The 19,454-nt window shown below is 36.4% G+C and carries 17 protein-coding genes and 1 tRNA gene; 5 read left to right on the forward strand and 13 right to left on the reverse strand.

All coding sequences use genetic code 11. The features are described 5' to 3' along the window. The 3 genes from yaaA to Q0L68_RS05885 form a co-directional block, all read left to right on the forward strand. Nucleotides 1-659, forward strand: a 659-nt coding sequence (gene yaaA / locus Q0L68_RS05875; RefSeq protein ID WP_296700734.1) for a peroxide stress protein YaaA, incomplete at its 5' end; no start/stop codon positions are given. A gap of 163 nt (nt 660-822) precedes the next feature. Then, complete coding sequence (locus Q0L68_RS05880) at nt 823-3,555, forward strand: hypothetical protein (protein WP_296700736.1); 2,733 nt, start codon at nt 823-825, stop codon at nt 3,553-3,555. A 121-nt stretch (nt 3,556-3,676) separates the two neighbouring features. Beyond that, a complete protein-coding gene (locus tag Q0L68_RS05885; RefSeq protein WP_296700737.1) occupies nt 3,677-4,903 on the forward strand; it encodes a sugar MFS transporter in 1,227 nt (408 codons plus the stop codon). A gap of 42 nt (nt 4,904-4,945) precedes the next feature. On the opposite strand, the gene Q0L68_RS05890 is transcribed toward Q0L68_RS05885, so the two are convergent. Together Q0L68_RS05890 and Q0L68_RS05895 are read right to left on the reverse strand one after the other, a co-directional pair. Beyond that, nucleotides 4,946-5,194 carry a hypothetical protein gene (locus tag Q0L68_RS05890; protein WP_296700741.1) on the reverse strand — a complete coding sequence of 83 codons (249 nt, stop codon included), beginning with the start codon at nt 5,192-5,194 and terminating at the stop codon, nt 4,946-4,948. Between the two features lie 165 nt (nt 5,195-5,359). After that, nucleotides 5,360-5,433: transfer RNA gene (locus Q0L68_RS05895), tRNA-Arg, on the reverse strand. 179 nt (nt 5,434-5,612) lie between these two features. Between Q0L68_RS05895 and Q0L68_RS05900 the strand changes: the two genes are divergently transcribed. Then, on the forward strand, nt 5,613-6,350 hold the full coding sequence (locus tag Q0L68_RS05900) for a porin family protein (RefSeq protein ID WP_296700745.1): 738 nt from the start codon (nt 5,613-5,615) through the stop codon (nt 6,348-6,350). A 70-nt stretch (nt 6,351-6,420) separates the two neighbouring features. Here Q0L68_RS05900 and Q0L68_RS05905 read toward each other — a convergent pair whose 3' ends face one another. Both Q0L68_RS05905 and rpoN read right to left on the reverse strand, forming a co-directional pair. Then, nucleotides 6,421-7,041 (reverse strand): PA-phosphatase, encoded by a 621-nt coding sequence (locus Q0L68_RS05905; RefSeq protein ID WP_296700747.1) that lies wholly within the window; start codon nt 7,039-7,041, stop codon nt 6,421-6,423. After that, nucleotides 7,041-8,495, reverse strand: coding sequence for an RNA polymerase factor sigma-54 (gene rpoN / locus Q0L68_RS05910; protein WP_296700749.1), 1,455 nt, complete (start codon nt 8,493-8,495; stop codon nt 7,041-7,043). The genes Q0L68_RS05905 and rpoN overlap by 1 nt, the downstream gene beginning before the upstream one ends. Nucleotides 8,496-8,672: 177 nt before the next feature. On the opposite strand from rpoN, the gene asnS reads away from it, so the two are divergent. Further along, on the forward strand, nt 8,673-10,124 hold the full coding sequence (gene asnS, locus Q0L68_RS05915) for an asparagine--tRNA ligase (RefSeq protein WP_296700751.1): 1,452 nt from the start codon (nt 8,673-8,675) through the stop codon (nt 10,122-10,124). Nucleotides 10,125-10,164: 40 nt separating this feature from the next. On the opposite strand, the gene Q0L68_RS05920 is transcribed toward asnS, so the two are convergent. From Q0L68_RS05920 to Q0L68_RS05960, 9 genes are all read right to left on the reverse strand, one after another. Beyond that, entirely contained in the window at nt 10,165-11,052 is an 888-nt protein-coding gene (locus Q0L68_RS05920; protein WP_296700753.1) for a DUF3667 domain-containing protein, read from the reverse strand. 17 nt (nt 11,053-11,069) lie between these two features. Next, nucleotides 11,070-12,257, reverse strand: a complete 1,188-nt coding sequence (locus Q0L68_RS05925) for an MFS transporter (protein ID WP_296700755.1) — start codon at nt 12,255-12,257, stop codon at nt 11,070-11,072. A 55-nt stretch (nt 12,258-12,312) separates the two neighbouring features. Continuing rightward, nucleotides 12,313-13,782, reverse strand: a complete 1,470-nt coding sequence (locus Q0L68_RS05930) for an NAD(P)H-hydrate dehydratase (RefSeq protein ID WP_296700756.1) — start codon at nt 13,780-13,782, stop codon at nt 12,313-12,315. Nucleotides 13,783-13,784: 2 nt separating this feature from the next. Continuing rightward, on the reverse strand, nt 13,785-15,101 hold the full coding sequence (locus Q0L68_RS05935; protein WP_296700757.1) for an MFS transporter: 1,317 nt from the start codon (nt 15,099-15,101) through the stop codon (nt 13,785-13,787). A 63-nt stretch (nt 15,102-15,164) separates the two neighbouring features. Then, nucleotides 15,165-15,629 carry a biopolymer transporter ExbD gene (locus Q0L68_RS05940; protein ID WP_296700758.1) on the reverse strand — a complete coding sequence of 155 codons (465 nt, stop codon included), beginning with the start codon at nt 15,627-15,629 and terminating at the stop codon, nt 15,165-15,167. Nucleotide 15,630: 1 nt separating this feature from the next. Then, on the reverse strand, nt 15,631-16,266 hold the full coding sequence (locus Q0L68_RS05945) for a biopolymer transporter ExbD (RefSeq protein WP_296700759.1): 636 nt from the start codon (nt 16,264-16,266) through the stop codon (nt 15,631-15,633). 1 nt (nt 16,267) lies between these two features. Continuing rightward, nucleotides 16,268-16,597: a hypothetical protein gene (locus Q0L68_RS05950; RefSeq protein ID WP_296700761.1), complete on the reverse strand. Its 330-nt coding sequence runs from the start codon at nt 16,595-16,597 to the stop codon at nt 16,268-16,270. Between the two features lie 54 nt (nt 16,598-16,651). Continuing rightward, nucleotides 16,652-17,458, reverse strand: coding sequence for a MotA/TolQ/ExbB proton channel family protein (locus Q0L68_RS05955; protein ID WP_296700764.1), 807 nt, complete (start codon nt 17,456-17,458; stop codon nt 16,652-16,654). A 755-nt stretch (nt 17,459-18,213) separates the two neighbouring features. Continuing rightward, a partial coding sequence (locus Q0L68_RS05960; RefSeq protein WP_296700765.1) for an efflux RND transporter permease subunit occupies nt 18,214-19,454 on the reverse strand: 1,241 nt, incomplete at its 5' end.

Raw genomic sequence — 19,454 nt, forward strand, 5'->3', positions numbered from 1 at the left:
CTCTTGTTCGCTTAATGAAAAAGAAGTCTGCAAATGAGATTTCAGGTTTGATGGACATAAGTGATTCCCTTGCTACACTTAACAAAGAGCGATATAAAACCTTTCAAAAAGAGTATAATTTTGAAAATTCGAAACAAGCGCTTTTAGCATTTAAAGGTGACGTATATACAAAAATTGATGTGGACCAATATGATGAGTCTGACTTTGAATTTGCTCAAGAGCACCTAAGAATTCTTTCGGGACTTTACGGTTTGCTAAAGCCTCTGGACTTAATCCAGCCCTATCGATTGGAAATGGGAACTAAGCTTGAAAACAGAAAGGGGAAAAATCTATATGAATTTTGGGATAAGAAAATAGCGAAGGCTATCAACAAAGTCGCTCAAGGGGAAACAATAGTTAATCTAGCAAGTCAAGAATATTTTAAGGCTGTTGATCAAAAATCGCTAAAGTCCCCTTTGGTTACCATCCATTTCAAAGAATATAAAGACGATAGCTATAAAGTTATTGGATTTTTTGCAAAACAAGCTAGGGGTATGATGACTAATTTTGCCATCAAAAATAGAATTACCGAACCTCAGGATCTTAAGAGTTTCAATCAGGAAGGATATGAGTATTCAGAAAACCTGAGTTCAGAAACCGATTGGGTTTTTGTTAGATAGACTTCATTTTTTGAAATAGTTAATAGCCAATATTCCAAAAATTAATTTTTGGCTTGCAATTAATATGGAATAAACTTTGAACTATAAAAAATGAACTTTATAAACATTAAAGTTTATCCGGTACAAATAGGTAAATTTGCACACACCCATAAAAAAAGAAATTTTGCAAGCAAAGAACCAATTTCCATTTTGGAAATTTGGAATATTATTGATTTGGATCAGTATAATTTCTGGTTCAACATCTCTTTATGCCTTCAGTTCTAATGAATCCAATCAGCCATTTTTGGAAAAAGATGAGTTTGCGATTTTAGAATTAACAGGTCCTGAATACCTATGTATAATTTTTGGTGGTGTAATTGGTACTTATAGCGGAGGAGGCGATCCCACAACTGATGTTTACTCTTGGGTAGTCACCAATCAAAATGGGGATGAAATCTTCAAACAATCCGGAGGTGGTACCCAATATGAAACAATTAAAGTTTCATTTAATGAGATCGGAACCTACCAAGTCAAGTTGAATGTAAGAAGGAATAATGAAAGTGACTTTTATGAAGAAACACTAGAAGTTAATGTTAAGAAAGGCCCGGAATTAGTTCTTTTACCAGATTATTTACTCTGCGATGGTAACTCAGTGGAATTAACAGCTATTAATTCTACCACTTCCAATGTTGAGGAATACTCCATAATCTGGAAGGATGTTCTGGGTAGTGAATTAGCTACTGGAAATACGATTCAAGCTTATTATGAAGGTTATTACAAAGTTGAAATCTTTTTGCTCAATTCAGAAGGTGGGCAAGACTGTTTAATTACAGCTTCCACTTTTGTTGGCCCATCTATAGATTTTAAGGTTCTTCAGAGTTCCGAAGAAATATGTGAAGGAGAAGACATTGTATTCTCATTGGACACTCCACTTTCTGGGGAATGGTTTATGAGAAAAGATAACGAAACCGAAAAAACAAGTCTAGGTTCAGGTTTTGAAAAAAGGATTACATCAGAAGAAATTAATGGGACTGGCTATTTTGAAGTATCATTTAAAGCTTTTGACCCTGAATTCCCAGATTGTAGCTCTGAAAGAAAAAAGTTTTTCTTTGTGAAAGACTCTCCGAAATTCAACTTAACTATTTCAAGTCAACCTTTGAGCTGTTCAGATCCATCCGGTGGATTTCAAATTACCACTCAATCTGATCTTGACTCCTTATTTATTCCTGAACTTGGTATCACAGAAACCAATATATCGGCAGGGCAAATACTTCCCTTTTCAAACATAATCCCCAAAATATATACTGTAAGTGCTTATCAGAACGGTTGTCAAGTCACCAAACTAATAGAGATTGCCGCTATACCAGAAAACCCATCAACCCTACTGGATGTACAATATGAAGAAACTCCTGAAACCTGTAATTCAAGAGGGATAACACCCGGAAACCTCTCTATAAAATTCCCTACATCGGTGACAGGTGAATTTAGAGTTTTGTCTAAACGATCTGGAATAATTGCTTCAGGATTATTTAACAATGAGTCAAGCAAAGACATTACATTATCGGATGGTTCTTACCTTGTTGAATTAATTATTGGAGGATGTACCTATCCATTTAAGACGATAGTAATAGAAAAAGCGGAAGAAGTAGATTTCTCAATTCCCGAAATCATAAATATTTGTGAAGTTTACGACTTAGTTCCGGAAACTGACCAGGATTTACTATTTACTCTCAAATATCCAGACGGGCGAGAGGAGCAGGTGAATTCTGATAATGGGTTTGTTTTAACTGAAGCTGGAGACTATGAATTGCTCGGGGTTTCTAATGATCCTAATCTGGATGACTGTCCTCGTGTTAGGAAATTTACAACAACACTTTCTCAATCTATTTCTTTTGAGGTCGAATTAATAGAAGAGGATTGTTTTGGGAATAAAATATACGAAGCGAAAATTCAGGGAATTTCTCCAGATCAAGCTAGCATTCGTTGGCAAAATCCGGATGGTGAAATTGTTGGGAGAAGTCCAATTTTTTATCATTCTGAATATGGGACCCACTCACTTATTGTGCAACCGTTAGGTAGTGGTTATTGTCCTGTAGAGAAAATCAATTTTGAAATTACTCAACCTATTTTAAACGTTGAAGTAGAATTGGAGGCAACTAAAATATGCCCTGTACCCTACCAAGCGACTGTTTCATTATTTACAGATGAAGAAGAAGTTACCCATACAGAATGGATATTCTATGATCTTAGCAATAACCGGGTCAATTTGACTCAATTCGACGATTTCTTCGAAATTCAAGCTGAGCAAGAAGGTACTTATGAAGCAGTGGTTTATAATAGATTAGGTTGCGAAATAGGTAGAAGTTTAATCGAAGTAGAAGAAAGTATGTTTACCACTCCACCAGTGATAGAAGACTCTTACGCTTTCTGCTCTATTAAAGACAATACAATCTCTCCAATAGACCCAGGGGAGTTTGCAGAATATAAGTGGTACTTTGAAGATCAATTGGTTTCCTCCAATCCAATTTACAAGCCGCAGGACGTCGGAGATTACCTATTAGTAGTCACTACCGAAGATGGCTGTGAGTTCACAGCTGAGTTCAGCACCTATGACGCTTGTAATTTCAATGTCGTTTATCCCAATGCAATGGTCTTGGGAAATCCCCAAAAGGACTTCCGTGTATTACTGAGCGAAGGCGTTTCAGAGGCCGAATTATTCATTCTTAACCGACAAGGCTCATTGATCCATCATGATATTGCGACAGAAATCCCAGTAGAATCGCCTATCCTTCAATGGGATGGAAACATAGAGGGAGGCACGATCCCAAGTGGAACTTATGTGGTTATAATCTTATTGAGAAACGACGAATACGGATTTGAAGAAAAAGTAACTAGTTCGCTTCTTGTGATAAAATAATTTTTCATTTTTGAATCGATAAAATTTTATTTAATCGGAAAAGACCAAATCCGATATTTTTCCTATTTTCAACTGTTTAAAACGTTTTAATTAATGACCCCATAACCAAAATACCTAGCTTATGACTCAAACCATCAACAAAAGCGCGCTCTTCAATGCAAGCTGTTTCGCACTTATCACTACCGCCTTTACATTTGCAATTAGGGCGGGGATTTTACCCCAGTTAGGGGAACAATTTGGTCTTTCTGGAGAACAGTTGGGATTCATCAACTCTATGTGGTTCCTTGGATTTCCAATCTCAATGATTCTTGGAGGATTATTCTACCATGTTGTTGGACCCGCTAATATTATGCGGATTGCCTTTGTAATGCACACTTTGGGCATAGTTCTTACAATTTTCGCCGGTGGATACACAACTCTATTGTTATCAACACTCTTTATTGGATTTGGAAATGGTTGTACAGAAGCTGCTTGTAATCCTATGATTGCGGATATGTATACGGGTGTTAAAATGAATAAAATGCTCAATAGATTCCATATGTGGTTCCCAGGTGGGATTGTAGTAGGAAGTTTGATTTCTAAGTTTATGACCGATTTCGGTGCTAGCTGGCAAATGCAAATGTGGGTATTAATGATCCCTACAATAATTTATGCAGTACTTTTCTTTGGAAAGGCATTTCCTAAGCCACATGAAGACGAAGCAATGTCTATTACACAGAATTTGAAAGCAATGTTTTCACCGGTATTTATCTTCTTATTCATTGCAATGTCTCTAACTGCAATATCTGAGTTTGGTCCACAACAATGGGTAGGTTTAATAATGGGAGCAAGTGGTGCTAGCCCAATGTTGATTCTCGCTTTAACCACTGGGGTAATGGCTGTCGCAAGATTCTTTGCAGGTCCTGTAGTAAGTAATTTAGGCCAAACAGGAGTTCTGCTTTTAGGAGCTGTTTTAGCAACTTTGGGTATTTATTTATTCAGTACTGTAACTGGACCTTTAGCTTATGTTGCGGCTGTGATTTTCGCACTAGGAGTAGGCTATTTCTGGCCTGTCATGGTGGGATCTGTAGCCCAAAGAGTTCCATTAAGTGGTGCTTTAGGAATGTCAATCATTGGAGGAATAGGAATGTTTTCTACTGCAATATGGCAACCAGTAATTGGATCTTGGATTGATGGATCACTTGCTGAAAAAGCAGCTGAAGGACTAAGTGGTGAAGCATTAGAATTAGCAGCAGGCCAAGCTACGCTTCAAAACTTGATGTTATTCCCGGCCATATTAATTGTACTATTTACAATTTTCTATTTTTGGCAGAAAGGTTCGAAACCTGCGGTATCAACAGCCCACTAAAAAATAAAAGCAGCCTTAGGGCTGCTTTTTTAATATTCTTATCTAGTTACCGCAGGAGTAAGATTCGTACTCTTCCTTGAATAAGGACCAAATTTTTCCATCTTCATCACGATAGGTAATCCCCTCATATCTTTTGGTAACTTCTATCCCACCGGTTGTTTCAATAGTCGAACCATCTTTAAGTATAATAATGCATGGCCCATCTATCTTTTGAATATCTACCAATTTGGTATCTTCAAAGAGACTACAGCCCATCAATAAGAGGAACACAAAAGGGAGACAATTCTTCATTTAATCTTTAAAATACAGAAGTTAAAAATGGATAAAAATTCATTCATTTGAAAACTTCGTTTAAAATTGAAATAAATGGTAGCCCCATCAATTCTTGAAACGCTATGATAAACAAGTATTTAAAAACAAAAAAGCTCCATAGTTTCCTATGAAGCTCTTACCTTGTGACCTCGTCAGGATTCAAACCTGAAACCTCCTGAGCCGTAATCAGGTGCTCTATTCAGTTGAGCTACGAAGCCAAAATGGAATGCAAAGGTATTTAATTTTCCTTTTTTATCAAACACTTAAGTTTTAGAAAAAAACTTTTTAAAAAGTTAATTCGAAATATACTTAAGAATAATTAAGACCGAAAACAGGGTTATTCCTTCAGGAATTCATATTTTTGCCCGCGATGAATTAAAAATTCAATCCCTATTTAATGAAAAAAATATATACAGTTTTGTTCACTTTGGTTCTTTTGCAATCGTCTTTTGCCCAAGAAGGACCAAAAACTCCAATTGGAGGTAGACCAAATATTCCTAGCGATTTATCCTTTGAGTTTGGATTCAACCAGCTTAACAATAGACCGGAAGATATGTCATTAAACTTCTTTAGGTCAAGAACTTTCAATGTTTACTTCCAACACCCAATCAAAATCTTTGGAGAAACCTCCGGAATGACCATCAATCCAGGTATTGGGGTAGGCACAGACAAATATGCATTCAAAGAGGCTCAAAACTTATTTAATAATGAACTCATAGGACCAGAATCAAGTGAGCTATTGAATATTTCAGAAGTTTATGGTGACAACATCAGACTTAAGACAAATACCTTTGCTGCCAATTACTTCGATATTCCATTGGACTTTACCTACCATCTTAATAAAACAAACCATACCAAAGGTTTTAGAATGTCTATTGGAGGGAAATTTGGCTTTTTATATGAAGCCCATTCAAAGATCAAGTACACAGATTCAGATGGCTTGAAGAGAAAAGTAAAGGATTCTCAAAATTATGGACTTGAAAAGTTCAGATATGGATTGACGTTTAAAGCTGGATCTCCCGGCTTTTATACTTGGTTTTATTATGGATTAAACAAAACATTCCAAGAGGGAAGAGGCCCATTCGGAACGGAAGCAACACAAATTAATTTTGGAGTTGCTGTCAATGTTTTCTAAAAAAATACTTTAAGAAAAACCGAGTTTAATAGCTCGGTTTTTTTTTGCCCCTATTTTTTTAAAACTTTTTTCAAGGGTAGATCAGATTAAATCCTATAAAGCATAAAACAAATCCGAAAATAAACCCGAAATAGGTTTCCAAGGGTTTATGTGCATTTAAGTATAATCTCGCAGTACAAACTATACCAGACAGGATTATTGCTCCTAATAGCGGATAAAGTGCATGGAAGGTCGGGAATTTCATACTAAGCACTACAACAGTTGCGAGTAACCCTCCCATACCTGTCATATGAGCTGACATTTTCCAAAAAAATGTGATTAAGGTCAAACCAACAATGGAAGTGGAAATAATCCCTAAAATTTGCCATAAAATCGGGTCTAATTCGCCTTTATCATGTAAGAAATACGTTGTCAGAAGAAAATAGATTGTGGTGATAACGAATGGAATAATTCGGTCTTTAATATCAACCATGTGAATACTTTTTAAAGTCCCACTTAGTCTAAGTCCAAAAATCGTTACCATTGGTATAACCAAAGTTGACAATACAATCAAGAGAAAAATTCTTCCTTTAAATGAATCTGGAATACTGCTTGCCTCAGGAACTAAAAAGAGAATCAGTCCAAAAACTAAAGTCGGAACTAATAATGGCTGAAAGACAACTGAAATAAATAGAGCAATATATCTCGGCACTAGAGTTCTTTTCTTAATCTTGCAACAGGTATTTGCAGTTGTTCCCTATACTTTGCGACCGTTCTACGGGCAATGTTATATCCCTTCTTATTTAGCATTTTCACAAGTTTATCATCAGATAAAGGTTTCTTTTTATCCTCCGCATCAACCATTGCCTGAAGCACAGATTTAACTTCTCTATTACTCACATCTTCTCCGCTATCTGTTGCGATCCCTTCAGAGAAAAAGTATTTCAAAGGATAAACCCCAAATTCAGTTTGAATTGCCTTACTATTTGCTACTCTGGATACCGTAGAAATATCCATATCGATTCTTTCAGCAATATCTTTAAGTATCATTGGTCTAAGATTGGTTTCATCCCCATCTATAAAAAATTCTTTTTGATAATTTAATATAGCCTCCATAGTTCTCAGCAAAGTGTTTTGCCTTTGTTTTATGGCATCAATAAACCATTTAGCAGCATCTAACTTTTGTTTGACAAAAGTGACAGTCTCTTTTAATTTTTTATCCTTCTTATCACTTTTATCGTAGGCATCAAACATTTCGGAATATGATCTGGAAACTCTCAATTCCGGAGCATTTCTGGAATTTAAGCTGATCTCCATTTTTCCGGCAGTGTTGGTAAGGATAAAATCAGGAATTATATATTGTGTTCTTACTAAACCGTCCGCAACTCCTCCTGGTTTAGGATTCAATTTTGTTATAAGATTGACAGCATCCTTGGTTTGTTCTTCAGTTAAATCACACTTCTTTTGAATTTTAGAATAATGCTTCTTTGTAAATTCATCAAAGCACTCATGAATGATTTTTAAAGCATTGATGACCGTAGGATCTTCAGGATGTTCTTTTCTTTCTAGTTGCAATACCAGACATTCTTGAAGATTTCTAGAGGCAATTCCAGCGGGATCAAACGTCTGAATCTTCCTGAGTATTTCTTCGAGTTCATCGACATCTGTTTCTATGTTTTGGCTAAATGCCAAATCATTAATAATTGCATCCAGATCACGTCGAATATATCCGTCGTTTTCAATACTCCCAATTAATTGGTGCCCAATAATTCTTTGACGATCATCAAGTTTTAAAAAATTAAGTTGGGAAACCAATTGCTCATGCAAAGAAGATTGACTGGAAATAGGTATTTCCCTGTCTTCTTCATCAGGATTATAATTCCCATCCCCTTGCATTTTATATCCCCCATATTCATCATCTAGATAATCATCAATATTAACGTCTCTGTCATCTTGCGTTGTATCCTCTTCGTAATTATCCTCAAATTCATCTTGGGAACTATCTGAATCTTCCTCTTTTCCTTCCTCAAGAGCAGGGTTAATTTCCAACTCCTCTTCAATTCTAGTATCCAATTCTGCGGTAGGAACCTGCAACAATTTGATAAATTGAATCTGCTGAGGAGATAGTTTTTGAGAAAGTGACTGGCTAAGATTTAGCTTTTGCATTAGAAATCAAATAAAACCTAGAATTGGGTTCAAAAAAGGCCTTTTCAAGTGAAAAAGCCTCATACCCAAAGTTAGGAAAAACAAGCAATTTTTTGATAAAAAGCTTATTTAATCGTTTTTTTGCATTCCAATTAATATTTCTCGGAAACAGAAAATTTCCATAACTAAATTCTCCTAATGGCATTTAACAAACGGGTCAAAATCAAGACCATTCTGGATGAAAATCCAGTAGGAACAGAAATCACGCTTATGGGTTGGGTCCGCACAAAAAGAAGCAATAAAAATGTTTCTTTCATTGCTCTCAATGACGGTTCAACAATTACGAATTATCAAATTGTAGCGGATCCAAATGTTATTTCTGAAGATATCTTAAGAAAATGCACTACAGGTTCCTGCTTAAAAGTCACTGGGAAAGTTGTAGAATCCATGGGAGCTGGACAAGCATCTGAGTTGAATGCCATATCTGTCGAAGTATTAGGCGAAGCGGATCCAGAAAAGTATCCCCTTCAACCAAAAAAGCATTCTTTGGAATTTCTAAGGGATATCGCTCATTTAAGAATGAGGACAAATACTTTCGGAGCAGTATTCAGAGTGAGACATGCACTGGCTTTTGCAGTTAATAAATATTTCAACGATAAAGGATTCTTTTATATCCACACACCGATTATCACAGCATCTGATGCTGAAGGAGCTGGAGAGACTTTCAAAGTGACAACCTTGGATCTTAAAAATCCTCCTAAAAATGAATCGGGAGATATTGATTACAGAAAGGATTTCTTTGAACGTGAGGCGAATTTAACTGTTTCCGGACAGTTAGAAGGAGAATTGGCTGCTATGGCATTATCAGAAATCTACACGTTTGGTCCAACTTTTAGAGCAGAGAATTCTAATACGACTCGTCACCTTGCAGAATTTTGGATGATCGAGCCGGAGATGGCATTCTATGATGCAGAAGACAATGCGGATTTAGCTGAGGATTTCTTAAAATACCTGATTCAATATGCGCTCGATAATTGCCAAGATGACTTGAGGTTTTTAGAATCCAGATTGTTGGATGAGGAAAAATCCAAGCCAGCTGATCAGCGCTCAGAAATGGGATTATTAGATAAACTAAAATTTGTTGTAGACAACGAGTTTGTCAGAATCTCCTATACGGAAGCAATTGATATTCTGAAAAGGTCCAAGCCAAATCAGAAAAAGAAATTTCAATACCTAATTGATGATTGGGGCGCAGATTTGCAGTCAGAACACGAAAGATACTTGGTGGAAAAACATTTCAAAAAACCAGTGATTCTGACTGATTATCCAAAAGAAATTAAATCTTTCTACATGCGTCAAAATGAAGATGGAAAAACTGTTGCTGCAATGGATATACTTTTCCCGGGTATTGGAGAAATCATCGGAGGCTCTCAAAGAGAGGAAAGATTAGATGTACTGCTTCAGAGAATGGAAGAAATGAACATCCCTACAGAAGAAATGTGGTGGTTTCTAGATACCAGAAGATTCGGAGCGACTCCCCATGCAGGCTTTGGATTGGGATTTGAAAGAATGGTCCAATTTGTAACGGGAATGGGAAATATAAGAGATGTGATAGCTTTCCCAAGAACGCCAGGAAATGCAGAATTTTAAATTATATTCCCCAGTATTAAAAACTGGGGATTTTTTTTGCTCAAGTCACCATCCAATAGGTAACCCAGAATAAGATATATCTGTAGATGACAAAACTGGGAATTATATAAGCCCCTAATAAAATACTTCTCCATATAGATCCAATAGTGCTGGTATCATAGGCTTTTTTAATCAAAAAATACATATATGTTATTATCACAAGGAGAAAGATAATAGATAGTGTTAGCTCATTAAAAAATGAATTAATGGACACTCCTATAATATCACCAAATAGCATAATAACGCCTGGTAACAACACGAGAACAAATAGAATATAAAACCCATAGAAATATGCCGACCCAGCTAAAAAATCTACCAAAAACAGATTTTTCCTTTTCCAAAAAAGCAATTTCAAAAATAACCCTTGTAGTAAAACTAGGACGATCAATAAAAGCTTTCCATTGGAAGAAGAAACCCCTTCAAACTCTAATGTAAATGACTTCATTGACCTTTGGCTTTCTTGAAGGTAGGATTCTACAACCGGACGGATGGAGTTACTATAAGGAAGATTATTCAATTGGACATCCAAAGAAGTATTGAACGTTGAGATGAAAGGAAAAATAAAATAAATTAGATTCGCAAAAAAGAAGAGCTGAAGTGGAGAAAGGTATTTTTTCCTGATTCCTATTACAAAACTTTTTGTGAGCTCCCCAGGGTTAGTTAAAAGTAATTTTATTGTTTTAAAAAACTTCCCGTCTGCCACAAAAACTGATGAAATTGCTTCTTCAAAAAAATGATTAAGTTTTTTATCCTCATTTTCAATTCGTTTTTCGCCGCAATTAGAGCAAAATGAGCCCTGAAGTTCTGTTCCGCACCTCATACAAGAATGACCTAAAGATCCCATTATTTTTGAAATTAATCTATAATCATGGTTATCGTATCTATTCAAATCTAGACTCCTACGAATTAACTTACTACTTTAATTCTTCTTGCTAAAGGAATACATAACAAACTAAATACAATTGCAAGATATCCCACAATATTGAAATTAGTCAATTCACCGGTAGTAGTTTCTCCTATAATAAACCCTGCGATTAAAGATGCAAAGCCTATCGCCAACTGTTGGACTGCTGAATTGAAACTCAAAAAGCTACCCCTATTTTCGGGTTTTGCTGTACCGGTAACCAAAGCTGCTGCTGGTACGAACCTTCCATTGGATGTGACAAAAAACATGGTGCTTACAAGTAGCACATAAGGAATGGGAGTTTGACCCAAATGGGTGATGATGCCTATTGGAATCACATTCAAACTCATGAAAATTGTAAATATTTTTAGCTTACCATGCTTATCCGAAAGCCTACCCACCCAAGGAGAAGTGAAAATTGTAAATGCTCCTCCTGCCATATAAATGTAGGTCAACTCTACCTCCGTGAAACCAATATTTGATACAGAATAAGGACTAAGAAATGGAATGATCATAAATTGACCAAACATCATCATCACAGAAAGACTTATAGCCCGCATTTGATTTTTATCTCCTAAGACTCTAGATATAACCAACATAGGATTTGGTCTGATATACCCTTGATCCAAATGCTCTCTTATTGAAGGAATAAATTTCAAAACCATTCCCAAGCTGAGAAATGAGACTGCCGCCAAAATAAAAAAAGGAGTATGCCAGTTGGAAATACTTGCTAAAAACAATCCTAATGGCACCCCTAAAACCGATGCAACTGAAAATGCCGCCATCACCAATCCCATTGCCGCCCCTCTTCTTTCGTTTGGAATTACATCACCTATGATTGCCAAAATCAAGGCAGAAGTTAATCCACCAAAAAGTCCTGATAAAATCCTTGAAACTAGTAAGAATGAATAGCTTGGTGACAAAGCACAAGCAAGGGTCGCCAATGTGAATCCTACATAAACGACAAGCATGATTTTTTTTCGATCAAACCTATCCAAAAAAAAAGCTCCAAAAAAACTTGAAAACCCAGCACTGAAAGTGTAAGAAGAAACTAATAAGCCAAATTCCCTAGGACTGATTTCAAAAATCCTCATCAATTGAGGACCTAATGGCATAAGGATTATAAAATCCACCATATGGACAAAATTGATGAGAGCTAAGGTATAGAGTAAAAGTTTTTCGTTTTTCATTTGAAAAATAATATTGGCCAATCGCCTGATTTACAATAAGGGTTATGAATTCCTATCAGGAAATATCCATGAGAAGGTACGTTTCTGGAATCGCCTCAATCAAATCTGAAGCAATCAGCCCTTTTCTTTTCTGTTCCCCCGCGATCTCTCCTGCCAATCCATGATGAAATACGCCGCAAATCGCAGCATTTTCAGGGCTGTAGCCTTGACCTAAATAAGAAGTGATCATTCCTGTCAGCACATCACCGGAACCTCCCGTCGCCATATATTTCGTTCCTGTTGAATTAAAATATTGATCTCCATTGGGTAGAGAAATGACAGTATTCGCTCCTTTTAAAACTAAAATTGCACTATAAGAAATGGCAAATTCTTTAGCCATTTTTAATCTGTCAAGATGGTCTTTAGCCTCTCCAACGAGTCGATTAAATTCTCCAATATGCGGAGTCAAAATTGAGTTTTTAGGTAGATGTTCAAGTAATTCTTTATTCCTTGCCAATATATTTAGCCCATCTGCATCAATCACCACCGGCTTTTTGTACTCCTCCAGAATTTGATCTAGCAAATGCTTTCTCCCTTCTTGGCCCCAACCAGGACCAATTCCTATCGCATCATAAAAATCTAGGTTTGCCAGAAGTCCCCAAGTCGCCATAGCTTCCGGAACAGCTGTTTGTATAATATATCTTTCAGTATCCTCAACATGGCAGGTAACGAGTCCAGAACCGGTACGCAAAGCACTCTTAGAAGATAAAATCAAAGCTCCCATTTTTCCAGGACTTCCACCGGCAATTAATACTTTACCATAATCTCCTTTGTAGGCAAACCTGTTAAATTCTCGATGAAGCTTAGGGATATCATTTTTTAATATGAAATAAAATTCTGAATCAAACTGTTCAAAAGTACTTTCCTCAATCCCAATTTCCACCTGAACTAACTCTCCGACATATTCTCCATTTTCTGGAAGCATTAAAGAAAGTTTAGGAAAAGCAAACGTGACTGTATAATCTGCCTTGACACAAATATTTGTGCTAAAACCATCAGATGGCATCCCACTAGGGAGATCCACGGAAACAACAATTCCTTCAAATTTATTGATTAGACTAATTACAGGAATTGAACTTTCTCTTAAATCGCCTTTTAACCCAACACCCAAATAACTATCAATTAAAATCGCATCTTTTGGTAAATGAAGGTTTTCGAAATCAAAAATTTTAACAGAATCTGGCAAGAGATTCCAATTATCTAATGCATCGGGGGACAGTTTTTTAATATTCTCAAAACATTTAATAACAGACACATTATAATTATGGTTTGTCAAAATTCTGGCTATTGCAAGTCCATCTCCTCCATTATTTCCACTTCCTACAAAAATTAGTATAGGGAACTCCTCAAATTTTGATTGAGAAATATACCAATGAACAAATCCTAAAGCTGCAACCTCCATCAATTCCTGACTGGATTGACCTGATTTTCTAATATGGCTGGAATCCAATTCTTTTACTTGAGAACCTTTAAGAATCTTTTGCATGACTAAGGCAATTTACTAGGGTTTAATTGAGATTTCGGAATTGTAACAAGTAATAAGAATCCTAATCCAACTAAGAAGAAAATACCTAGACTCAAGGAGCTGTTCCTCATGCTGCCTGTTAGTTGCTCGATAACTCCATATGAAAAAGTACCCAAGACAATTGCCATCTTTTCTGTGACATCATAAAAACTAAAAAAAGAAGCATGATCAGTTGAGGACTCTGGAATTAACTTAGAATAAGTAGAACGGGATAAAGACTGGATTCCTCCCATTACTAGACCCACCACAAATGCTAAAGCAAAAAATTCAAAAACCGTGTAAACGTAATAAGCAGCACCGCAGATGAAAATCCAAATGACAACCATAATCACTAAGCTGGATTTATTACCGAATTTTTTAGAGATATAAGCAAAGAAGTAACTGCCGATGATGGCGACAAACTGAATGATCAAAATGGTAAGTATTAATTGATCACCTGGAAGACCTAGTTCTTTATCACCAAAACTTGCAGCCAAATACATCACGGTTTGCACCCCCATGGAATAGAAGAAGAATGAAGCTAGAAATTTATTCATCACCCCTATCTGCCTTACTTTTAGAAAAACCTTTCTGATTTCTTTGTATCCCTTCGATAATATTTCTTTCGTTACATTTTTTCCAAATGGATTTTTAGGTAAAACCCTAAATGGAATTTGAGCAAAACCTGCCCACCAAACACCGGTAATTAGGAACGAAAGTCTTGCAGCAATACCATCATCTGGAATCATAAAAGTGGAAGGAAACTGAATCATCAAAAGGTTTAAGACAAGTAACAGAACAGAGCCGATATACCCTAGAGCAAATCCCTTTGCACTTAAGAAGTCATATTCGCTTTCCGTTGCTATCTCGGGTAAATATGCATTGTAAAAAACAATACTTCCAGCGTATCCGATACTGGCAAGAATGCTACAAATAATTCCAAATTCGAGATTACTCCCATCAAAAAAGAAAAGTCCCACGCAGGAAACTGAGCCCAGATAAGCAAAAAATTTCATGAAACTCAGCTTCTTCCCTGTAGCATCTGCTATTCCGGAAAGTAAAGGTGAAATAATTGCGATAATAAGAAATGAAAATGAAATGGAATAGGAATATAAAACTGTATTGATCATTTCAAATCCAAAGAAATTTACTTTATCACTTCCATCTACAGCTTTTGTAACGCTATTGTAATAAACCGGGAAAATAGTAGATGTAATCACAAGACTATAAACGGAATTTGCCCAATCATACATCGCCCAACCATTCTGGACTTTCTTTTTATTTGAGAGTTTTATTAGCATGGGTTTAAACAAAAAAAGCTATCCCTTCATGGGATAGCTTTAAATATAATGAAATGTTTCTATTTAGTCTTTTAGAACTTTACCAACAGAAGCGTAAAGAACTCTTCTGGCATCAGCCTCTCTTAGTTCTGTTTGAACATCAGAGATTGGACCCATTTTCACGTCCTTATCCACTTTCATTGAAATAGTAATTCCTCCACGATCTGCTTCAGGCAGCTTATCTCTTTCTTGGTTTACCCACTGAACAATATCACCTGTATTCATTAATGCATCATTCGCCTGAATTCTAGGCTCAGTTCCATATAATGAGGTGTTTTTTGGCTTTCCAATGAATATGTAAGAAATCAAAGTTTTCTTCTGTAGCTTTTGAAGCTGAGTAGCTTGAGGAATTTTTTGCTCAACCAATATCTCCTGATCTCTCAACACGGTAGTTACCATGAAGAAGAAAAGAAGCATGAAGATAATATCCGGCAACGCCGAGGTCGGGATATTTTCAGATACTTTATTTTTCTTTCCGAACTTTCCCATATCAATTACTTCCTAGTTTATCTGGTTCTGCGATTGAGATCTGCATTGCAATACCTTCTTTTCCTTTGTCTATGAGCGCTTGTTCTGCGTCATTCTTACCACCCAAAGTTCTGTACTCATCTGTAGATAAGTTAGCTCTAGTTGCATAGATATCGAAGTAAGCTTTTTTCACCAAGTCAAGTACTTCAAGATACTTCTCATAGCTCGTACCTCTATTTGTTTTGATGGAAACAACAGCTTCAGCAGGAAAATCAGAGGATTCAGGATCTCTTCTTGCTTCTGCTTGAAGAGAAGCTGGAAGAGAATTATAAAGAGCTATTGATTCTTCATCCGGAGCACCGAAGTTTAAAACAAAAGCTTTCACATCCTTATCCAATCCATTGGCATTTTCTCTATACTCACCTTCTACTAGAAGATCATCGTTTGCGTTGACAAGAATGGTGTAAATATTACGCTCATTCTTTTGGATGTCTGGTGGCGGAACGTTAGGATCAACTTTTGGAGGTAGTACATTCAAAATGCCCTTATCCGATGCAATGGTAGTAGTGACGAGAAAGAAGATCAGGAGCAAGAAAGCTATGTCAGCCATAGAACCTGCATTGACCTCCTGGACCATTCTATTTTTCTTTCTAGCCATATTACTTTATCGCTTTATTGAGTTCTGTAATTACGATTCCGGCAAGAGCCATAATCGCAAGTATGTATGTAGTTATAAGCATTCCACCTACCAACTGAGACCCTCCAGGAGTCAAGTTAAAAGGCTCTGCTTCAAATTTAGGAAGTACTTCGCTGCTAGATACTGAATAAGCAATGAAGAACAACACCAATATGCCAACGATACCCACTACAGTCTTTAATAAGCTTTTTGGATTATCCAAAGACTTGATTAAAGGCATTACAATGGAAACAAATGCTCCGATTGCAATTAGTAAGTAACTACCGTATAATAAAATGTCATAAGTATCCATAATGTAGCTTTCTTTGGGGTTAACTTTAATAATTGAAACTCAAATATTGAAGGCTTATTTGCCAGTCAATTTGTGCTTCACCAAGATGTCCACCAAAGTGATAGAAGCATCTTCCATGTCGTTAACCAAAGAATCGATTTTTGCCACACAATAGTTGTAGAACAACTGAAGGATGATCGCAACGATCAAACCAGCAACTGTAGTCAAAAGAGCGATTTTGATACCACCTGCCACAAGAGATGGAGAGATATCACCCGCTGCCTCAATAGAGTCAAATGCACCGATCATACCGATTACCGTACCCATGAAACCCAACATTGGTGCAAGAGAGATAAACAAAGAGATCCATACAAGACCTTTTTCCAATCTGCCCATTTCAACGGAACCGTAAGAAATGATGGACTTCTCTACCATTTCGATACCTTCTGAGTATCTCATCAATCCTTGAGTAAAGATAGAAGCTACAGGTCCTTTGGTGTTTTTAGTAACATCCTTAGCTGCTTCTACTCCACCTGAAGACAAAGCATCTTCTACTTTTGCCAACAATTTCTTGGTGTTAGTAGTAGAAAGATTTAAAGTGATAATTCTTTCTAAAGCAACAGCAAGACCTAAAATTAAACAGATCAATACTGGAGTCATATACAAAGGATCACCCTCAATAAACTTCTCTTTTACTACTTGGTGGAAGCTTTGCTCCTCAGCGACGATCTCGTCATCGATGATTGTTGGTGATGCAGCAGGTTCTGCTACAGGAGCCATTTCTTCTTGAGCTGCAGAATCAGCTGCTGCTTCTTGTGCGTTTGCGAAAACAGGAACAAACATGATACCTGCAAGCATGAACAAAGCGATTAACTTTCTCATAATTTGATTTTTAAATAGACTTTTGATAAAGGTTAAATGGTTTCTACACTAAAATCGAGTTTTAAAGTTATCATTTTTTATATTCAAAAAACAATGGACTCTTTTAGAATTTTTAGAAAAATCCTGCTTTTAGGGCGGAATTAGGGCAATTTTTACACGAGCGGAAAATTATCCTTTAAACTGTAAAAGACTATAGAATAGCCAAATAAAGGCCTTTTATGTCCATATTCGAGTAATATTCTTTTCTAAATTGATCCATTAAGTCCTTTGTGTCAATAAGATAGACAAAGAAAAAATCTTTGTATAAATAATCTTTCAAGACATAACTTTAATCGATTTCGAAACTAAGTTACAAAAAATGCGTTTTAAAACTCTCTTGATTTTGACTTTCCTAAAATCTTTTAACAATTATTATTTTATTATTTGTTAAAGAATTAAACCTCCGATTAGCAATCCTACAATAAAAAGGCTATTCAATTGCCTATTGCCTTTCTTTCTTTGAAATCAAAAACTGAACGTTGAGCTTTTCACTTTAATAAAATAATTTTTATCGCTGAAAAAGAAAAGTCAGTTCACATGATTATTAATAACGAAACTCATGAAAATGAATTTTTACTACTTATTAGAAATCCAGGAAAATTAAGGCGTGACATAATAAATAGTACGAACTCAAATACCGAAAGCCAAACTAGAAATAGTCTGGATTTCGGTTTAATGGGAATTTTGTCTGCCTTCTTAATAATAAAGCGGTCGAATTATTTATTCAATCTTGGGGGCAGCATTTTATACATAACGGGGGTGATTATTCTAGATAGTAAGGTAGAACTTATCAACCCTCCTATTAATACAATTGCCAGCGGAGAGATCAGCGGATTGGTGGAAATAGCAATGGGAATCAAGCCTCCAATAGCTGTAACCGTAGTCAAGACGATCGGTAAAAACCTAACTTCTCCAGCTTCCCGGATAGCTTTATCCAAACTTTTCCCTTCCAGTCGAAGCTGATTGGTAAAATCCACTAAAAGAATTGAAGTCTTTACTTCAATACCAGCTAAGGCAATCAGTCCAATAATCGCCACAAATGACAGGGAGTTTCCAGTAATCCAAAGTGCCGTTAAAGCGCCAACTATTCCCAAAGGAATAACGGACAATACTATAATCGTACTTTTAAAAGTCTTGAATAATAAGATCAAAACTGCGATAAACAGAAAGACCGTAATGATTATTACTGTTTCAAAACCGGCAAATGATTCTTGCTTGGTTTCATATTCTCCCCCCATGACATATCCATACCCTTCGGGAAAATCAATTTGATCCAAAGTAGAAATGACGTCTGAGATGACCCTATCAGCAAGATAGTTTTGATCCACAAACGAACTCACAGAAACAGAACGGTTTTTATTAAAATGATCAATCGTAAGTGTACTGCTTTCAAGTTCCAAAGAGGCAATTTGTGTCAATGGGATACCCGTCCCTTGTTGGGAATTCACATAGAGCCCTTCAAAATTAGAAAGAGAGGCTTTCTTCTTTCTTGGTGTGGACACAATAATTGATCTTTCATCTCCGTATTTATCCGTGAAATCTCCCAATTCAAGGCCAGCGATAGCAAGACGGACTGTTTGATCCACATCGGCTATGTTTACGCCAAGCTGTCTTGCTTTATCTTTTTCAATGGCAACTTTAATATCTGTTTTAAGATTAGAAACCGGATTATTGACATAGATGGTGCCTTCAGTCTCTTTCAGTAACTTTTCAACTTTGCCCGCAAGGTTCCGAAGGGTATCCAAATTTTCACCGGAAATTCTCACTTCTACAGGAGCAATAACCGGTGGTCCTTGCTCAAAATTCTTAACTTCAATCCTTGCACCAGTAAAAGAGGAAAAGATTTGTTGAAGCTCATTGACGATTTCCAGCTTTCTGGGCGGTAAGGTTGAAGGGTCTAATTGAACAAATAACTGAGCATAATCACTTCGCTCATTTTCAGGGATCTCATTGTAAT

It is taken from the genome of Algoriphagus sp. (assembly GCF_024642405.1).
In the GTDB taxonomy this organism is placed as follows: Bacteria; Bacteroidota; Bacteroidia; order Cytophagales; family Cyclobacteriaceae; genus Algoriphagus.

Coding starts and splice junctions, on each gene's coding strand:
- Q0L68_RS05885 (WP_296700737.1), top strand. CDS start 3,677: ATGACTCAAACCATCAACAAAAGCGCGCTCTTCAATGCAAGCTGTTTC.
- Q0L68_RS05890 (WP_296700741.1), bottom strand. CDS start 5,194: ATGAAGAATTGTCTCCCTTTTGTGTTCCTCTTATTGATGGGCTGTAGT.
- Q0L68_RS05900 (WP_296700745.1), top strand. CDS start 5,613: ATGAAAAAAATATATACAGTTTTGTTCACTTTGGTTCTTTTGCAATCG.
- rpoN (WP_296700749.1), bottom strand. CDS start 8,495: ATGCAAAAGCTAAATCTTAGCCAGTCACTTTCTCAAAAACTATCTCCT.
- asnS (WP_296700751.1), top strand. CDS start 8,673: ATGGCATTTAACAAACGGGTCAAAATCAAGACCATTCTGGATGAAAAT.
- Q0L68_RS05925 (WP_296700755.1), bottom strand. CDS start 12,257: ATGAAAAACGAAAAACTTTTACTCTATACCTTAGCTCTCATCAATTTT.
- Q0L68_RS05930 (WP_296700756.1), bottom strand. CDS start 13,782: ATGCAAAAGATTCTTAAAGGTTCTCAAGTAAAAGAATTGGATTCCAGC.
- Q0L68_RS05935 (WP_296700757.1), bottom strand. CDS start 15,101: ATGCTAATAAAACTCTCAAATAAAAAGAAAGTCCAGAATGGTTGGGCG.
- Q0L68_RS05940 (WP_296700758.1), bottom strand. CDS start 15,629: ATGGGAAAGTTCGGAAAGAAAAATAAAGTATCTGAAAATATCCCGACC.
- Q0L68_RS05945 (WP_296700759.1), bottom strand. CDS start 16,266: ATGGCTAGAAAGAAAAATAGAATGGTCCAGGAGGTCAATGCAGGTTCT.
- Q0L68_RS05950 (WP_296700761.1), bottom strand. CDS start 16,597: ATGGATACTTATGACATTTTATTATACGGTAGTTACTTACTAATTGCA.
- Q0L68_RS05955 (WP_296700764.1), bottom strand. CDS start 17,458: ATGAGAAAGTTAATCGCTTTGTTCATGCTTGCAGGTATCATGTTTGTT.